The sequence below is a fragment of the Clostridioides sp. LIBA-2809 genome, from assembly GCF_056688965.1.
Genome location: NZ_CP197004.1, coordinates 437,998 through 455,623 on the forward strand (window position 1 = coordinate 437,998; position 17,626 = coordinate 455,623).

Consider the following 17,626-nt stretch of genomic DNA (forward strand, 5'->3'; position numbering starts at 1 on the left):
TAATAAAAGGAGAATGCTAAAGATGTACACAATGGGATTAGATATAGGTTCAACTGCATCAAAGGGAGTAATTTTAAAAGATGGAGAAGATATTGTAGCTTATGAGACAATATCTTCTGGTACTGGGACTACTGGACCATCAAGAGTTTTAGAAAAATTATATGGCAAGACTGGTCTTGCAAGAGAAGATATTGAAAAAGTGGTAGTTACAGGATATGGAAGAATGAATTATTCAGATGCTGATAAGCAAATAAGTGAATTAAGCTGTCATGCCAGGGGAGTAAACTTCATAATTCCAGAGACAAGAACCATTATTGACATAGGTGGTCAAGATGCAAAGGTATTAAAGTTAGATAATAATGGAAGACTACTAAACTTTCTTATGAATGACAAGTGTGCTGCAGGTACAGGAAGATTTTTAGATGTAATGGCAAAGATAATAGAGGTTGATGTATCTGAACTCGGAAGTATATCTATGAATTCTCAAAATGAAGTATCAATAAGCAGTACATGTACAGTATTTGCAGAGTCTGAGGTTATATCACATTTATCTGAAAATGCAAAAATTGAAGATATAGTGGCAGGTATTCATACTTCAGTAGCAAAGAGAGTTTCTAGCCTAGTAAAAAGAATAGGAGTACAAAGAAATGTAGTTATGGTTGGTGGAGTTGCTAGAAATAGTGGTATCGTAAGAGCCATGGCAAGAGAAATCAACACAGAAATTATTGTACCTGATATACCTCAATTAACGGGTGCTTTAGGAGCAGCGTTATACGCTTTTGATGAAGCAAAAACATCACAAAAAGAAGTGAAAAATATATAAAAAGAGGGATGAAAATGTCTGAAAAAAAAGAAGCTAGAGTAGTAATAAATGATTTATTAGCTGAACAATATGCAAATGCATTTAAAGCTAAAGAAGAAGGAAGACCTGTAGGTTGGTCAACATCAGTATTTCCTCAAGAATTAGCAGAAGTATTTGACTTAAACGTATTATATCCAGAAAATCAAGCAGCTGGGGTAGCGGCTAAAAAAGGTTCTTTAGAGTTATGTGAAATGGCTGAATCTAAAGGATACTCTATCGACCTATGTGCATATGCAAGAACAAATTTTGGTCTTTTAGAAAATGGAGGCTGTGAAGCTTTAGATATGCCAGCTCCAGATTTCCTACTTTGCTGTAACAATATATGTAACCAAGTTATAAAATGGTATGAAAATATTTCAAGAGAATTAGATATACCTCTAATAATGATTGATACAACTTTCAATAATGAAGATGAAGTTACTCAATCAAGAATTGACTATATAAAAGCTCAATTTGAAGAAGCTATAAAGCAATTAGAAATTATATCAGGGAAGAAATTTGACCCTAAGAAGTTTGAAGAAGTAATGAAAATATCAGCTGAAAACGGAAGACTATGGAAATACTCTATGAGTTTACCAGCAGATTCTTCACCTTCACCAATGAATGGGTTTGACTTATTTACTTACATGGCTGTAATAGTTTGTGCTAGAGGTAAAAAAGAAACTACAGAAGCATTTAAATTACTTATAGAAGAATTAGAGGACAACATGAAAACTGGTAAATCTTCTTTCAGAGGAGAAGAAAAATACAGAATAATGATGGAAGGTATACCTTGTTGGCCATATATAGGATACAAAATGAAAACATTAGCTAAATTTGGAGTTAACATGACAGGTAGTGTTTACCCACATGCTTGGGCATTACAATATGAAGTTAATGATTTAGATGGAATGGCAGTAGCATACAGTACTATGTTTAACAACGTAAACTTAGACCGTATGACAAAATATAGAGTTGATTCTTTAGTAGATGGTAAATGTGATGGAGCATTCTATCATATGAACAGAAGCTGTAAACTTATGAGTTTAATACAATATGAAATGCAAAGAAGAGCAGCTGAAGAAACTGGATTACCATATGCTGGATTTGATGGTGACCAAGCAGACCCTAGAGCTTTTACTAATGCTCAGTTTGAAACAAGAATTCAAGGTTTAGTTGAAGTAATGGAAGAAAGAAAAAAACTTAATAGAGGTGAGATATAATGGAAGCTATTTTATCTAAAATGAAAGAAGTAGTTGAAAATCCAAATGCGGCTGTAAAAAAATATAAAAGTGAAACTGGTAAAAAAGCTATAGGTTGTTTCCCAGTTTACTGCCCAGAAGAGATTATACATGCAGCTGGAATGCTTCCAGTTGGTATATGGGGAGGACAAACAGAATTAGATTTAGCTAAACAATATTTCCCTGCATTTGCATGTTCAATAATGCAATCATGTTTAGAATATGGATTAAAAGGTGCTTATGATGAATTATCTGGAGTTATTATACCAGGTATGTGTGATACACTAATTTGTCTAGGACAAAACTGGAAATCAGCAGTACCTCATATAAAATATATATCATTAGTACACCCACAAAATAGAAAACTTGAAGCTGGTGTAAAATACCTAATCAGTGAGTACAAAGGTGTGAAAAGAGAACTTGAAGAAATATGTGGTTATGAAATAGAAGAAGCAAAAATTCATGAAAGTATAGAAGTTTACAATGAACATAGAAAAACTATGAGAGACTTTGTTGAAGTAGCTTATAAACATTCTAATACTATAAAACCATCAGTAAGAAGCTTAGTAATCAAAAGTGGATTCTTTATGAGAAAAGAAGAGCACACTGAATTAGTAAAAGAATTAATAGCAAAATTAAATGCTATGCCAGAAGAAGTCTGTTCTGGAAAGAAAGTTTTATTAACAGGTATAGTAGCTGATTCTAAAGATATATTAGATATTTTAGAAGACAACAATATATCAGTTGTAGCAGATGATTTAGCTCAGGAAACAAGACAATTCAGAACAGATGTACCAGCAGGTGATGATGCGTTAGAAAGATTAGCAAGACAATGGTCAAATATAGAAGGATGTTCATTAGCTTATGACCCTAAGAAAAAACGTGGGTCACTTATAGTAGATGAAGTTAAAAAGAAAGATATAGATGGTGTTATCTTCTGTATGATGAAATTCTGTGACCCAGAAGAATACGATTATCCTTTAGTTAGAAAAGATATAGAAGATAGTGGAATACCTACTTTATATGTTGAAATTGACCAACAAACTCAGAATAATGAACAAGCCAGAACTCGTATTCAAACTTTTGCTGAGATGATGAGTTTAGCGTAAGTTCATTAAAATAAATTTACTATAAAATGTGAAAATTGGAGGAAGCTATGTTATATAACAAAGAACAAGAACTTTTAAGAAAAGCAGTAAGAGATTTTGTTAGTAAAGAATTAGACACTTTGCCAGCAGAAATGGATAAAACAGGTGTAATGCCTAAGGAATTAATCAAAAAATTAGCTGAAACAAAATTTATAAGCAGTAATATTCCAGAAGAGTATGGTGGTGGGGGAGCAGGATATGTTTCTTATGCTATCATAATGGAAGAAATAGCTAGAAGATGTGCATCAACAGCTACTTTCGTTACAGCAGGTTCTTCTCTTGCTACATTACCAATACTTTACAATGGTACTGAAGAGCAAAAACAAAAATACTTAAAAGGTTTAGCAACAGGTGAATTAATAGGAGCATTTGGTTTAACTGAGCCAGGAGCTGGTTCTGATGCTGGTGGGCAACAAACAACAGCAGAATTAGTTGGAGACCACTATATATTAAATGGTAGAAAAACTTTCATAACTAATGGACCATTCTGCGACATAGCTATAGTAATAGCAGTTACAGATAGAAGTAAAGGTCTTAGAGGTACATCAGCATTTATAGTAGAAAGTAAATGGGATGGTTTCTCAACAGGAGCTCATGAAGATAAAATGGGTATAAGAGGAACTGAAACTTCTGACTTAATATTTGAAAATGTTAAAGTTCCAAAAGAAAACCTTATAGGAAAAGAAGGTAATGGATTTAAAATAGCAATGGGTACTTTAGAAGTAGGTAGAATAGGTGTTGCTGCCTTAGCTCTAGGAATTGCTCAAGGTGCTTTAGATGAAGCTGTTAAATATACAAAACAAAGAGTTCAATTTGGTAAGCCTATCGCTAAATTCCAAAATACTCAATTTACTATAGCTGATATGGAAACAAAAGTTTGTGCAGCTAGAGGATTAGTTTATGATGCAGCACAAAAGAGAGATGCAGGAATGAGAGTTGCTCAAGAATCTGCAATGGCTAAATACTATGCAGCAGAAGTTGCAAATGAAGTTGCTTATAAAGCATTACAACTTCATGGTGGATATGGATTCATAAAAGATTATGAAATCGAAAGAATGTACAGAGATGCTAGAATCGTATCAATATACGAAGGTACATCAGAAGTTCAAAAAATGGTAATTTCATCAAACGTATTAAAATAATAAATAATCTAATGAAATTGGAGGTATAGACTTTGAAAATATTAGTTTGCGTAAAACAAGTTCCAGATACTAACGAAGTAAGAATAAATAAAGAAACAGGTACTCTTATAAGAGATGGAGTTCCAAGTATATTAAATCCAGATGATGCTAACGCATTAGAGGAAGCTTTAAAAATTAAAGATGAGCATGATGATGTAACTATAACAGTTATAACAATGGGACCTCCTCAAGCTGACTTTATGCTAAGAGAGTGTTTAGCTATGGGTGCTGATGATGCAATATTATTAAGTGATAGAGCATTTGGAGGAGCTGATACTTGGGCTACATCAAATACTATTGCAGCAGGGATAGCTAAAGTAGGAGACTATGACATAATATTTGCAGGAAGACAAGCAATAGATGGAGATACTGCACAAGTTGGACCACAAATTGCAGAAAAATTAGACATTCCTCAAGTTACATATGTACAAGACTTCAAAATAGAAGGAAAAGACATAATAGTTCAAAGACAATTAGAAGATGGATATGAATTAATAAAAGTAAGTACACCTGTACTTTTAACAGCAGTAAAAGAGTTAAATGCACCTAGATACATGTCTGTTGATAAAATAGTAAAAGCATATAAACATGATGTAAAAGTTTGGACAATTGATGATTTAGATGTAAATAAAGAAGAGGTTGGTTTAAAAGCATCACCAACTAAAGTATTTAGATCATTTACTCCTGACCCAAGAGGAAAAGGAGAAATCTTAGAAGGTAAAGCTGATGAAATAGCTAACAAAATAATAATCGGTCTAAAACAAAAGCACATTATATAAGTTGGAGGAGTACAAACTATGAATGATATAAAAGATTTAAGTTCTTATAAAAACGTATGGATATTTGCAGAACAAAGAGAAGGAAAAATAGCTCCAGTAGTTATCGAATTATTAGGAGAAGGAAGAAAATTAGCTACAGAAGTAGATGCTGAGCTTTGTGCAGTATTATTAGGAAAAGATGTTGATGGATTAGCTAAAGAGTTAATCACTTTTGGAGCAGATAAAGTTTATGTTGCAGATGATGCTCTTTTAGAAAAATATACAACTGATGCATATACAAAAGTAATAAAAGATGCAATAGATGAAATAAAACCAGAAATAATGCTTTTCGGAGCAACTCATATAGGTAGAGATTTAGCACCTAGAATAGCTTCAAGAGTTGGAACTGGATTAACAGCTGACTGTACTAAGTTAGAAATAGACCCAGAAGATAAGAAAATAAAACAAACTCGTCCAGCATTTGGTGGAAACATAATGGCTACAATCATATGTCCAAACCATAGACCTCAAATGTCTACAGTTAGACCTGGTGTTATGGATAAAGCTGAACAAGACGAAACAAGAACTGGTGAAGTTATAGCATTAGACTATAAAATAACTCAAGATGATATAAGAACTACTGTTTTAGAAACAGTTAAAACTAAAAAAGATTTAGTATCTCTTACAGATGCAAATGTTATAGTATCAGGTGGTTTAGGATTAGGTGGACCAGAAGGATTTGAAATGCTTAAGAAATTAGCTGACAAATTAGGTGGAGTAGTTGGTTCTTCTCGTGCAGCTGTAGATGCTGGATGGATAGACCATTCTCACCAAGTAGGTCAAACAGGAACTACTGTTAAACCAAACCTATACATAGCTTGTGGTATATCAGGAGCAATACAACATTTAGCAGGTATGCAATCATCAGATTTCATAATTGCTATAAACAAAAACCCAGCAGCTCCAATTTTAGAAATCGCTGATTATGGAGTAGTTGGAGATTTACATGAAATAGTACCAATGCTTATAGATAAATTAGATAGCGTTGATGATTTATTAGAAGCTATAAAAGCTTAATAGACACAAATTATATAAATATTACTGATTGAATAAGTCTTATTAGTTAGTAACATAATTATTAACCCTTTGATAAGTTATTGCTAGTGTGTATTTGTCAGTTATTAAAAAGTCTGTTTGAATAAAATTTTATAATACAAGATAATTTGGATAATCCTTATATGTGTATTGCTTACAAAATGTGAGTTATATTCTATAAGGATTATCTTTGTTTTTTAAAATAAATCTTAAATTTAATTAAATTGTACTAAATAGACAAATAATTACTAAATGTGTGATAAAATACAATTAAAAGCAAAATGAAATTTTTAACAAACTATAATCATTAAAATTATATCTTAGTTACATTTTAATGAAGAAAGCTATTTAAAAAGACAAATATTACAAGGAGTTGGTTGTATGTGCTAATGGTATTTATTGTAAGCAAACAATAAATTTTGTATGTAGTTCAATAAATTACTTAATGAAAGGTGCGAATATTAATGGATAATAACTTAATAGGGCTTATAGAACATGTAGAAAATCCAGCTATTTTATGTAAGGAATCAGGCGAAATAATATATTGTAATCATCTAATAGATAGTATTTTTAGTTTTCTAGATATAAAAAAGCCTAAAAATATAAATGAATTAGATTCTAACTTTGACAAAAAAGAAATTCTGACAGAGAGTAAAAAGAAAATAGCTTTCAGAGAATTAAGAATGACTGCACATATATACAATATGAAAGATAATAATAATGAAAATACTATAGTTTATTTATTTGAGAAATCTGTAATATCGGATAAAGTAGTTGAGGATATAATAGAACATATAGATGAAGTTGTCGTTGTATTTAACAAAGATGGGGTAATTGAAAAGATGAATAATGTTAGTGATGAGATATTACCTTTTAAAAGAACTGAAGTACTTGGTAGAAATATAACAGACCTTGTAAGACAAGGATTAGTAGAAGAACCAATAATATTAAATATGCTCAAAGTGAAGAAAAAGATTTATAGAAATATCGTTTACCCTGATGGAAAACTTATTGCCTATACAGCAGTTCCAAGATGGGACTCTAAAGGAAAACTTACAGGAGGAGTACTTACAGGAAGAGATATTTCAAGGGTCATTAAGCTTGAATCTCAGATAAGATATAGTGATATGTCAGAGGATACAGAGTATATAAGTCAAAGTAAGATTATGGACAACATAAAAAAAGTTGTAAAGAGAGCTGCAGCTTCTGATTCTTCTATATTTATAAATGGAGAATCAGGTGTAGGAAAAGAAATAATAGCAAGAACGATATATAAGTATAGTTCGAGAAGGGAAAAGCCTTTTATTGCAATAAACTGTGGAGCTATACCAAATGAACTATTAGAATCAGAGTTTTTTGGATATGAAGAAGGTTCTTTTACTGGAGCTAAGAAAAAAGGTAAAAAGGGACTTTTTGAAGAGGCAAATGGTGGAACTATCTTTTTGGATGAGATAGGTGAGTTACCAATGCAGATGCAAAAAAAATTACTTAGAGTTATACAAGAAAATACGATTACTAGAATAGGTGGTAGCAAACCTATAAAGATAGATGTTAGGTACATAAGTGCTACTAATATTTCTCATGAAGACCTTAGAAACAACCTTAAATTTAGACAAGATTTGTACTATAGATTGAGTGTTATCCCAGTAAAAATACCACCACTTAGAGAGAGAAAAGAAGATATAGTACCATTAGTAAATTATTTCTTAAAACTTTACAATGAAAAGTATAATAGAGAAGTAGAAGTTTCACCTAAGGTTATTGAATTATTGGAAGAATATTCTTGGCCAGGTAACATAAGAGAATTGAAAAATATCATTGAAAGATTCGTAGTTTTATCAGCTAAAAATATAATTGGAGAAGATGAATTTAATATGCTTATAAACCTAGATATGATTGATAATGAAACAGATGATTTATCACCAATAGTGGTAAATGGAATTATGAATCTTAATGATGCATATAAAATAGTAGACCAGATGATGATAAGTAAAGCTATAAATAAGTATGGTTCAATAACAAAGGCTGCTGAAGTTATAGGTATATATCCTTCTACCATTCATAGAAAGATAAAGAGTGGACACATTCATGTGTAGTTATTAGTTTAGTAAGGTAATTAGAATTGATAAGATATAACTTATTAGGAAAATGTACATAGATTTATGTAAATATATTTTTTATTATTAAATATTGCTGGAAGTTTTGATTCCAGTAATATTTTTTTGTATTAGCACATAAACATTCAATAAATATTCTTATAGTATTATTTCTTTGTTTATATATAAAGATATATACAACTTAAAAGAGATGGCTTAGAAGTAAATTTAATTACTATAAGTCATCTCTTTTCTTTTATAAATATTTAAAAGTTATATTAGTTTATAGAGTTAGCAGAACCTAAAACATCATCTATTTTGCTTTCAACTACAGCTTGTATAGCATCTCTACCAGCACCAATGTATTTTCTTGGGTCAAATTCTTTTGGATTTTCAGCTAAGAATTTTCTGATAGCAGCAGTCATAGCTAGTCTTAAGTCAGTATCCATGTTTATTTTACAAACAGCCATAGAAGATGCTTTTCTTAACATTTCTACAGGTACACCTTTAGCTCCAGCTATATTTCCACCAAATTCATTACATGTAGCAACTGCATTTTGGTCAACAGCAGATGCACCATGAAGAACTATTGGGAAGCCTGGTAACTTGCTTTGGATTTCTTCTAGTATATCAAATCTTAATTTAGCTTCTCCTTTGAATTTGAAAGCACCATGAGAAGTTCCTATAGCTATTGCTAATGAATCAACTCCTGTTCTTTCAACAAACTCAACTGCCTCAGCTGGTTGAGTATATTTGTGAACATCAGAAGTAACATCATCTTCTGTTCCAGCTAAAACACCAAGTTCTGCTTCAACAACAACACCTTTAGAGTGTGCATATTCAACAGCTTCTTTAGTTATTTTAACATTTTCTTCAAAGTCAAAATGAGAACCATCTATCATAACTGAAGAGAAACCAGCATCAATACAAGTTTTAATAGCATCCATATTTGGACCATGGTCTAAATGAAGAGCTACGTCTACACCTATTTCATCAGAAGCAACTTTAACCATTTCAACTAATGTATGAGGTCCAGCATATTTAACAGCTGACATAGAAGCTTGTATCATAACATAAGAGTTTTTAGCTTTAGCAGCTTTTAAAACACCTTGTAATTGTTCTAAGTCACTTATGTTAAATGCACCTATAGCAAATCCACCTTCGTAAGCTTTTTTAAACATTTCTTTTGTAGTAATTAATGCCATTTTAAAACTCCTCCTATTAACTTTTAAAATTTACCCATCACTTATATTATAACGTTAAATCAAAAAAAGTATATAGTAAATTGTAATAACTATAAATTACAAGTATAATGTTAAATATAAGATAATAGGATTAGGTAAAATAAGAAAGAATATAAGCATTTTAAGAAGAATTAAGATAAAGGAGACTTAACCATGCCACAGATAAAAATAAGAGGAATTCATGAGAATGATATATGCAAAATAAGTGAAAAAATGATAGATGATTTAGTTGAAGCTGTAAAATGTCCAAGGGATTATTTTGAGATAGAATGTATAAAGTCAGTTGCAATAAGGGATGGCAAAATAGCAGATGTATATCCTTTTGTTGAAGTAGCTTGGTTTGATAGAGGACAAGAAGTACAAGATATAGTAGCAAGAATAATAACTGATAGTATAAGAAATAATTTAGATGTAGAAAGTATGGATTTAGCATTTACAGTATTTGAAAAAGAAAAATATTATGAGAATGGAGAACATTTTTAATGGCTAAAAAGCAACGTATAGATAAGATTCTTTCAAACTTAGGTTATGGAAGTAGAAGTGAAATAAAGAAATATTGTAAGCAGGGGTCTGTAGTAGTAAATGGAAGTGAAGTTTCAAATCCAGGAACTCAAGTAGACACTGAAAATGATGAGATATTATTTAATGGAGAAGAAGTTGTATATAGAGAATATATATATTTAATGATGAATAAACCAGATGGATATATATCGGCAACTACTGATAAATACGACCCAACAGTTTTAGATTTAATTGATTTATCATACTTAGCCTTTGAACCATTTCCTGTTGGTAGGCTAGATAAAGACACAGAGGGATTATTAGTTTTAACTAATGATGGAAAGCTTTCTCATAGAGTTTTATCTCCTAAGAAGCATGTGCCTAAGACTTATTATGCAAAAATTGACGGAGTAGTTACTGAAGAAGATGTAGAAGCTTTTGTAGAAGGTGTAGTGCTTGATGATGGATATAAAACTATGCCATCTCAGTTAAATATATTAAAGAGCGATGATGAATCAGAGATAGAACTTACAATACATGAAGGTAAGTTTCACCAAGTAAAAAGAATGTTTGAAAGTGTGGGTAAAAAAGTAGTATACTTAAAAAGATTGTCTATGGGTAATTTGAAATTGGATGAGAGTTTAGAACTGGGTGAGTATAGAGAGTTAACAGATGAAGAAGTAAAGATGATTGAAGAAAGATAATATAATAAATTGGAGGAAGGTTTGTGAAGAAAAAGGATATTGTAGAATTTGAAATAGATAAAATGGAATTTGGTGGTACATCATTAGGCCAAATTGGAGATAGAGTTATTCACATGAAGGGTGGAATAAATGGTCAAAAGGTAAGAGCTGGTGTTAAAAAAGTTAGAAGTAAGAAAGCCGAAGTTAAGATGATAGAATTATTAGAGTACTCACCACTTGAAACTGAAGAAGCTTGCAAGCATTTTAGAGAGTGTGGAGGATGTACATTACTATCAGTACCATATGAGAAGCAATTGGAAATAAAAGAAAAGCAAGTTATGGATTTATTCTTAAAGCAAGATTTATTTGGATTTCAATTTTTAGGGATAGAAGGAAGTCCAGAAAACAAATATTATAGAAATAAGATGGAGTATACTTTTGGAGATGAAGTAAAAAATGGACCTTTGACATTAGGGCTTCATAAAAAAGGAAAGCATATAGATATACAAACTGTTGAGGAGTGTATGTTAGTTGATAAAGACTTCTCAAAGATATTAGTTTCTAGTGTAGAGTTTTTTAATAAAAAAGAGCTTCCTTATTATAGAACAATGAATCATAAAGGATATTTGAGACATCTTGTGGTTAGAAAAGGGATTCATACTAATGAGATTATGGTTAATATAGTAACTTCTTCTCAAGAAGATTTTGACATGAACGAATTTAAAGAGATGCTTTTAGGGATTGATTTCAAAGCTGAGTTAGTAGGGATACTTCATACTATTAACGATGGTTTAGCAGATGCAGTCCAATGTGATGAGTTAAGAGTATTGTATGGAAGAGATTATATACAAGAAGAAATTTTAGGTCTTAAATTTAAGATTTCTCCATTCTCATTTTTCCAAACTAATACTAAGGGAGCCGAGGTTCTTTATAGTATCGCTAGAGATTTTATTGGAGATTACAATGACAAGGTTGTGTTTGACTTGTATAGTGGGACTGGGTCTATTGGACAGGTTATGGCTGGTGCAGCTAAGAAGGTGTATGGTATTGAGATAGTCGAGGAAGCTGTTGTTGCGGCTAATGAGAATGCTAAGTTGAATGGGCTTACTAATTGTGAGTTTATTGCTGGAGATGTGGCGAAGGTTGTTAAGGATTTGAAGGACAAGCCTGATTTGATTATTGTTGACCCTCCTAGACCAGGTATTCATAAGGATGCTATTAGGGATATTTGTGGATTTGGCGCTAAGGAGATTGTTTATATTTCTTGTAATCCGAAGTCTTTGGTTGTTGATTTGGTTGATTTTAAGGGATATGGTTATGAGATTAAGATGGTTAAGTGTATGGATATGTTCCCGAATACGCCTCATTGCGAGACTGTAGTTAAACTTATTAGAGAATAACAGAGTTCTAGCTGTTTTAATTATGTTATAAAGGGGGATTTGCCATCGATTTGCCACCATAATTATTTTTCAGTGGCAAATTTATTCTACAATGCTTTTAAAAATATTTCCAGACTCCAAATTAATTTAGAGTAAAGTCTATACAATAGATTTGTAATAGTAAATAATTACTTGTGATATAGATGAAAAAATTTAATTTACACTATAAATATTCACTTAAGGTACTATACTAAAACATTGATAGTATAGTACCTTTTTGTAAGCACATAAAAAGTAGACAAATACATAAATTATAGTCTATCTGTAGTTAATATGAGATTGGCATTTTCAATAGGATAATATTCCAAGGTATTTTTTCTTAAGTGGAGAAGTACCTATTTTACTATTTACATTTTATATCTTCTAAATTACTTATATATCTATCATTTTATTTATACTATTTTATCCTCATTTTTTATAGAAACTAAAATTTCATTTGGTAAATAATTATATTTCCATTGGATATTGTAATAACAATCTCACTCTTCTTTAGAATTATTGTACCTAATGAACTTAGGATGTATAAAATCATAAATGCGTAGGATGTAAGAAGAATAATTCAAATTTTGAAATTGTAATTTTAGCGAGTTAGCAAGTGTACTTTTATCTGCTTCTCCTAAACCATCAATACCAATAATATATATTTTATTAGAAATGTCCTAATTTATTAGTTTATCAAATATCATCTTCATTATAATTTCATCATTTCATTAATATAAATAGTATTAAGATTTTTATAAGAGTTAAAGCAAGCATGTATTATTACTTAAATATTTGTATAATCAACATCTAGCAATTTACCTTTTTGATGAAAATGATTAACAAGTTTTTTAGGATAATTCATTATTAATTCATCTGGAAAATTAATTTCTTTTAAGATATTCTCAGAATACTCATAGTTACCTATATCAAAACAAATGTGAGCATCTGAAGTTAGTATGATTTTAGCACCATATTTTTTGCAAAGTGTAGCAATATACTTACAATTATCCGAGCTACCACTTCTTGACACACCTTTGATAGAACAATTATTTATTTCTATTAATATATTCTTTTCCATGGCTAATTTAATGATTAATTCATAGTAGATTGGGTAGTTTGGGTTTCCAAGGTGACCTAATATTTCAATATTATCATGCTTATTTATTGCATTTATTAAGGCTTTAGTATTATTCTCTAATGTATTTGGTGAAAAAACGGCTTCGTGAAATGACAAGATAATATAATCTAATCGAGGAATGACAAAGGGTTCTAGGTCTATGTTTCCTTCAGTGTCTAGTATATTTGCTTCACATCCTCTTAGGATTATAATGTCATTTATGATTCTTGGGATATTTTGAATGTTGTGAAAGTACCATTTGTGGGGAGAACCAGGCATCTTAGGACCATGTTCAGATGTACCTAGTATCTTAATTCCATTCTCTTTACAATAATTAATATTTTCTAACAAAGTGCTATAGCCATGACCACTGACTATAGAGTGGGTGTGTAAATCTGATAAAAAATTCATATAAATTCCTCCTCTATAAAAGATGAGGGTAACGTAATTTATATTATAAAACGAACCAGAAATAAAATCAATAGTTACACAATTAGACAAAAATATTAAAATATTGTAGAATTAAGCTTAATAATAAATATTTAACAGTATTACTGCTTATGGGGGAGGTCAACTATGATACAAAAGAGGCTATCAAGGAAAGAAAAAGTTTTAATTTGCTTGAAAAGGCTAACAGAGGAACACTTGAACCTTAATAATGGTATTAGATTTGGATTTGATGCAGAATATATTGCTACTGAAGTAGGTATAAATAGAAGTAATGCTAGTAAGGAATTAAATCAATTAATAAAAGAAAGTATTATTATAAAGATAAAGGGAAAACCTGTTCAGTACTTATATAAAGAAAGTATTGAGAGTATTTTAGGAAAGAAACTAAATAAAGGGATATTTGATAATATTAACTCTGTAAACGAATATAGTGAGAATGATTCTGTCAAAGATGAGTATATTGTAGATAGCATAAAAAAAGAGAACAATATTTTTAATTTAATAGGGTATGACGGAAGTTTAAAGTCTCAGATAGAGCAAGCTAAAGCAGCAGTAATATATCCACCTAAGGGATTGAGTACATTAATAATAGGACCTACAGGAGTTGGTAAATCTATATTTGCAGAATATATGTATAAGTATAGTTTAACTATAAAAGAAGATAATGATAATGCACCATTTATTATATTTAACTGTGCTGATTATTCTGATAATCAGCAATTATTATTAGCGCAACTTTTTGGATATGTAAAAGGGGCATTTACTGGAGCTGATAAAGATAAGTATGGTATTGTACATGAAGCTAATAATGGAATATTGTTTTTAGATGAAGTTCATAGGTTATCTGCAGAGGGACAAGAAATGTTATTTCTGCTTATGGATAAAGGTATATATAGAAGGTTAGGAGAAGCTAATAAGGTACATGAGTGTAGGGTTATGATAATTGCGGCTACTACAGAAGATCCACAGACAGCAATGTTGGAAACGTTTTTAAGAAGAATACCTGTAACTATAAAGATTCCGTCTTTAGAGGAAAGAGGCTTTCAAGAGAGAATGAAGCTTATATGTTATTTTTTTAAAGAAGAAAGTATTAGGATTGGTGTTAAGTTAAAGGTTTCAAAAGAAGTTATTAAGGCATTTATTTTATATAAGTGTAAGGGAAATATAGGACAATTAAAAAGCGACATACAATTAATTTGTGCAAGAGCTTTTTTAGACTATATGACCTATAAAATGGAATGTGTATATGTAAAACTCTCTCTTCTACCAAACAATATTAGAGAGTCATTGTATGGAAATAACAGAAAAGAGGAGTTTGTACAGAACTTTAGTTTTATTGGGAAAGATGATATTATTTTTTTACCAGAAGAAAAGAATTTTGAAAGTGAAAATTTATTAATAGAAAATAAAAAATATGATTTAGATTTCTATGGAATGATAAAAGAAACTTGGGATAAACTTCAACAAGAAGGTATTAAAGAGTCACAAATTAGAAGCTTTATAGATGAAGATATACAGAAGTATTCCTATAATTTAATGAATACTTTTATATATAATAGTAGTAATCAAACAGCTTATAACAATATTGTTAATGATTCAATTGCAACTACTGTGAAGTATATTTTACAAAAGCATGATAAATGGAGTAGAAAAGAAGGATTAGATAAATTAATAAAAGCTATAGCCTTACATATTCAGAATTTAATTGAAAGAATAAAGATTGGGAATATAGTAAAGCATCCTAATAAAGATGAAATTATGAAGGAAAGAGCATATGAATATGACATAGCAAAAGAAATCTTATCTAACATGTCATTAATGTATGGAGTTGACTTTCCAGAAGATGAAGCAATTTTTTTAGCAACATTTCTTTATTTATCTTATGTGGGATTAAATGAGGAGAGTATAGCGATATTAGTTATAATGCATGGTGAATCTACAGCATCTAGTATGGTGAATGTAGCTAATACTTTACTGGATTGTAACCATGCAGTGGCAATCAATATGGGGTTAGAAGATAGAGTTCAGGATATTTTAGTCCAAGCTGTAGAAATAGCCAATGAAATTGATAAAGGAAAAGGAATTTTAATTCTAACTGACATGGGATCTATTTTAACATTTGCTAAAGTTATTCATGATGCTACTGGAAAAGAAGTAAAAGCAATAGATATGGTAAGTACACCTATTGTAATAGAAGCAACTAGAAAGGCTCTAACTCCCGAAATGACATTAGAGAAATTATATTTTAATATTATAGAATCTATAAAGAAACATTATGGAGATATGGAAATTACATATGCTGAAAAAGATAATGGTGCTAGATATTTTGATAGATTACTAATTGATAATATTAGTAAGACATTGACCTTTTTAAATGGGGAGAAAGCTTATTTTATATTAAAAGAAGTAATTAATAGGATTAGTGAACATTATTCTTTAGTAATTCAAGATGAGCTTTTAGTAAAGTTTATATTTCATTGTTCATGTATGATTGAAAGAATAATAATAAAAGAGTCTTTAGTTTATAAATCATATGAAGAAAGAATTAGTAGAAGTAAAGAATTATATTTAGTTATAAAAGAAAATTTTAAGCTTGTAGAAGAGACATTCGATATAATTATTTCGGATATGGAGTATGCAAATATATTAGATATATTTGAATCACAATATGATACAGATAAATTCAAAAGTTGATACAAAATTTAAAAATAGCCAAAAGGCTATCTTTTTTTTACTTTTTTTTGATACAGATTTGATACAGGTTTGAAAAAGATTTTGATACATATTGAAAGAGTAAGTTTTTTTAATAAATTAAGTAAAAAGGGTCGATTAAATCTTGCAAAATAGCCATTTGTTATTGATACACATACATTGGCATGGTAATTGCTTATATAAAAAGTGACAAAAAAAGTGAGGTGAGATTGGTGATAGGTATAATAGTTATGACTCATGGGAGTTTTAGTGAAGAAATTATAAAAAGCTGTGAACTTATTGCAGGACCAGCAGAAAGAACAGCAGCAATTAAACTAAATAGGAATGATAATATTGAAGACTTAAATAGAAATTTTGTAGAAAAGTTAAATGAATTAGATGAAGGTGACGGAGTTTTAGTATTAGCTGACCTATTAGGAGGTTCACCAAGTAATGTTGCAAGTTTAAACCTTAAAAAAGGTGGAAACTTTCATGCACTTACTGGAGTAAACCTTCCAATGCTACTTGAAGCTTTAATTAATAGAGAAGGGAAAAGTCTAGAAGAGTTAGCAGATGCATGTATTGAAGCGGGAAAAACTGGTATAAACAATATTAATAAAGTTCTTAGCTCAATGTAATATAAAAAGGAGTTCGATTAAAAATGTCTTTAGTGGAATATTGCAGATGTGATGATAGATTAATACATGGTCAAGTGATATATAAATGGGTTAGGCATCTAGGTGTTAAAAAAATAGTAGTAGTAGATGATGAAACAACCAATGATGTTATTGCTAAAGGTTTAATAAAAATGGCAGCACCAAAGAATATTGATTTATCAATATTAGCTGTAAGTGAATCAAGGAGGTATTTTTATAATAACCAAGCCGATGATAACGTTTTTGTATTAATTAAAAACTTAGATACTGCAAATAGAATGATAGAGGAAGGAATTGATATTAAAAAACTTATTATTGGAAGAATACCTACAGGGATAGGAAAAAAGAAAATATCTCAAAATGTATACATTAATAAAAAAGAGTTTTTTTTAATAAATGAATTTATTAAAAAAAATATTAATGTATCAATTCAAATGGTACCTGATGATGATGAAGTAGAATTAAATCAAAGTATTAATCACTATAAAGGAGAGTTTGTTTAG

15 protein-coding genes are annotated in these 17,626 nt (G+C 30.1%); 13 read left to right on the forward strand and 2 right to left on the reverse strand.

Annotation, left to right across the window (positions count from 1 at the left end):
• Positions 1 to 22 precede the first annotated feature (22 nt).
• The 7 genes from hadI (at position 23) to ACTG44_RS02425 (ending at position 8,360) form a co-directional block, all read left to right on the forward strand.
• Positions 23 to 823, forward strand: coding sequence for a 2-hydroxyisocaproyl-CoA dehydratase activator HadI (gene hadI / locus ACTG44_RS02395; protein WP_021382982.1), 801 nt, complete (start codon positions 23 to 25; stop codon positions 821 to 823).
• Between the two features lie 14 nt (positions 824 to 837).
• Entirely contained in the window at positions 838 to 2,064 is a 1,227-nt protein-coding gene (gene hadB / locus ACTG44_RS02400; RefSeq protein ID WP_021382983.1) for a (R)-2-hydroxyisocaproyl-CoA dehydratase subunit alpha, read from the forward strand.
• On the forward strand, positions 2,064 to 3,191 hold the full coding sequence (gene hadC, locus ACTG44_RS02405; protein ID WP_021382921.1) for a (R)-2-hydroxyisocaproyl-CoA dehydratase subunit beta: 1,128 nt from the start codon (positions 2,064 to 2,066) through the stop codon (positions 3,189 to 3,191). The genes hadB and hadC overlap by 1 nt, the downstream gene beginning before the upstream one ends.
• A 47-nt stretch (positions 3,192 to 3,238) precedes the next feature.
• Positions 3,239 to 4,372 (forward strand): putative isocaproyl-CoA dehydrogenase AcdB, encoded by a 1,134-nt coding sequence (gene acdB, locus ACTG44_RS02410; RefSeq protein WP_021382942.1) that lies wholly within the window; start codon positions 3,239 to 3,241, stop codon positions 4,370 to 4,372.
• Positions 4,373 to 4,404: 32 nt separating this feature from the next.
• Complete coding sequence (gene etfB, locus ACTG44_RS02415; protein ID WP_021382957.1) at positions 4,405 to 5,190, forward strand: electron transfer flavoprotein subunit beta; 786 nt, start codon at positions 4,405 to 4,407, stop codon at positions 5,188 to 5,190.
• Between the two features lie 18 nt (positions 5,191 to 5,208).
• Positions 5,209 to 6,246 (forward strand): electron transfer flavoprotein subunit alpha/FixB family protein, encoded by a 1,038-nt coding sequence (locus tag ACTG44_RS02420; RefSeq protein WP_021382901.1) that lies wholly within the window; start codon positions 5,209 to 5,211, stop codon positions 6,244 to 6,246.
• A 482-nt stretch (positions 6,247 to 6,728) separates the two neighbouring features.
• Entirely contained in the window at positions 6,729 to 8,360 is a 1,632-nt protein-coding gene (locus tag ACTG44_RS02425) for a sigma-54 interaction domain-containing protein (RefSeq protein WP_021383016.1), read from the forward strand.
• 278 nt (positions 8,361 to 8,638) lie between these two features.
• On the opposite strand, the gene fba is transcribed toward ACTG44_RS02425, so the two are convergent.
• Positions 8,639 to 9,565 carry a class II fructose-1,6-bisphosphate aldolase gene (gene fba / locus ACTG44_RS02430; RefSeq protein ID WP_021382993.1) on the reverse strand — a complete coding sequence of 309 codons (927 nt, stop codon included), beginning with the start codon at positions 9,563 to 9,565 and terminating at the stop codon, positions 8,639 to 8,641.
• 192 nt (positions 9,566 to 9,757) lie between these two features.
• On the opposite strand from fba, the gene ACTG44_RS02435 reads away from it, so the two are divergent.
• Genes ACTG44_RS02435 through rlmD form a run of 3 tightly spaced genes read left to right on the forward strand, consistent with a single transcriptional unit; the run spans position 9,758 to position 12,188 of the window.
• Positions 9,758 to 10,087 (forward strand): DUF1904 domain-containing protein, encoded by a 330-nt coding sequence (locus ACTG44_RS02435; protein ID WP_021383005.1) that lies wholly within the window; start codon positions 9,758 to 9,760, stop codon positions 10,085 to 10,087.
• Entirely contained in the window at positions 10,087 to 10,809 is a 723-nt protein-coding gene (locus ACTG44_RS02440; RefSeq protein ID WP_021382969.1) for a pseudouridine synthase, read from the forward strand. The genes ACTG44_RS02435 and ACTG44_RS02440 overlap by 1 nt, the downstream gene beginning before the upstream one ends.
• A 23-nt stretch (positions 10,810 to 10,832) precedes the next feature.
• On the forward strand, positions 10,833 to 12,188 hold the full coding sequence (gene rlmD / locus ACTG44_RS02445) for a 23S rRNA (uracil(1939)-C(5))-methyltransferase RlmD (RefSeq protein WP_479921200.1): 1,356 nt from the start codon (positions 10,833 to 10,835) through the stop codon (positions 12,186 to 12,188).
• Between the two features lie 805 nt (positions 12,189 to 12,993).
• On the opposite strand, the gene ACTG44_RS02450 is transcribed toward rlmD, so the two are convergent.
• Positions 12,994 to 13,737, reverse strand: a complete 744-nt coding sequence (locus tag ACTG44_RS02450) for a PHP domain-containing protein (protein WP_479921201.1) — start codon at positions 13,735 to 13,737, stop codon at positions 12,994 to 12,996.
• Positions 13,738 to 13,902: 165 nt separating this feature from the next.
• Between ACTG44_RS02450 and ACTG44_RS02455 the strand changes: the two genes are divergently transcribed.
• The 3 genes from ACTG44_RS02455 (at position 13,903) to ACTG44_RS02465 (ending at position 17,626) form a co-directional block, all read left to right on the forward strand.
• Positions 13,903 to 16,470, forward strand: a complete 2,568-nt coding sequence (locus tag ACTG44_RS02455) for a sigma-54-dependent transcriptional regulator (protein ID WP_479921202.1) — start codon at positions 13,903 to 13,905, stop codon at positions 16,468 to 16,470.
• Positions 16,471 to 16,700: 230 nt separating this feature from the next.
• Entirely contained in the window at positions 16,701 to 17,105 is a 405-nt protein-coding gene (locus ACTG44_RS02460; RefSeq protein WP_044212440.1) for a PTS sugar transporter subunit IIA, read from the forward strand.
• Positions 17,106 to 17,128: 23 nt separating this feature from the next.
• Positions 17,129 to 17,626: a PTS sugar transporter subunit IIB gene (locus ACTG44_RS02465; RefSeq protein WP_021382954.1), complete on the forward strand. Its 498-nt coding sequence runs from the start codon at positions 17,129 to 17,131 to the stop codon at positions 17,624 to 17,626.

Excerpts from the sequence above, each read along its gene's own strand:
- hadI (WP_021382982.1), top strand. The coding sequence starts at position 23 with ATGTACACAATGGGATTAGATATAGGTTCAACTGCATCAAAGGGAGTA.
- hadB (WP_021382983.1), top strand. The coding sequence starts at position 838 with ATGTCTGAAAAAAAAGAAGCTAGAGTAGTAATAAATGATTTATTAGCT.
- hadC (WP_021382921.1), top strand. The coding sequence starts at position 2,064 with ATGGAAGCTATTTTATCTAAAATGAAAGAAGTAGTTGAAAATCCAAAT.
- acdB (WP_021382942.1), top strand. The coding sequence starts at position 3,239 with ATGTTATATAACAAAGAACAAGAACTTTTAAGAAAAGCAGTAAGAGAT.
- ACTG44_RS02420 (WP_021382901.1), top strand. The coding sequence starts at position 5,209 with ATGAATGATATAAAAGATTTAAGTTCTTATAAAAACGTATGGATATTT.
- ACTG44_RS02425 (WP_021383016.1), top strand. The coding sequence starts at position 6,729 with ATGGATAATAACTTAATAGGGCTTATAGAACATGTAGAAAATCCAGCT.
- fba (WP_021382993.1), bottom strand. The coding sequence starts at position 9,565 with ATGGCATTAATTACTACAAAAGAAATGTTTAAAAAAGCTTACGAAGGT.
- ACTG44_RS02435 (WP_021383005.1), top strand. The coding sequence starts at position 9,758 with ATGCCACAGATAAAAATAAGAGGAATTCATGAGAATGATATATGCAAA.
- ACTG44_RS02440 (WP_021382969.1), top strand. The coding sequence starts at position 10,087 with ATGGCTAAAAAGCAACGTATAGATAAGATTCTTTCAAACTTAGGTTAT.
- ACTG44_RS02450 (WP_479921201.1), bottom strand. The coding sequence starts at position 13,737 with ATGAATTTTTTATCAGATTTACACACCCACTCTATAGTCAGTGGTCAT.
- ACTG44_RS02455 (WP_479921202.1), top strand. The coding sequence starts at position 13,903 with ATGATACAAAAGAGGCTATCAAGGAAAGAAAAAGTTTTAATTTGCTTG.
- ACTG44_RS02465 (WP_021382954.1), top strand. The coding sequence starts at position 17,129 with ATGTCTTTAGTGGAATATTGCAGATGTGATGATAGATTAATACATGGT.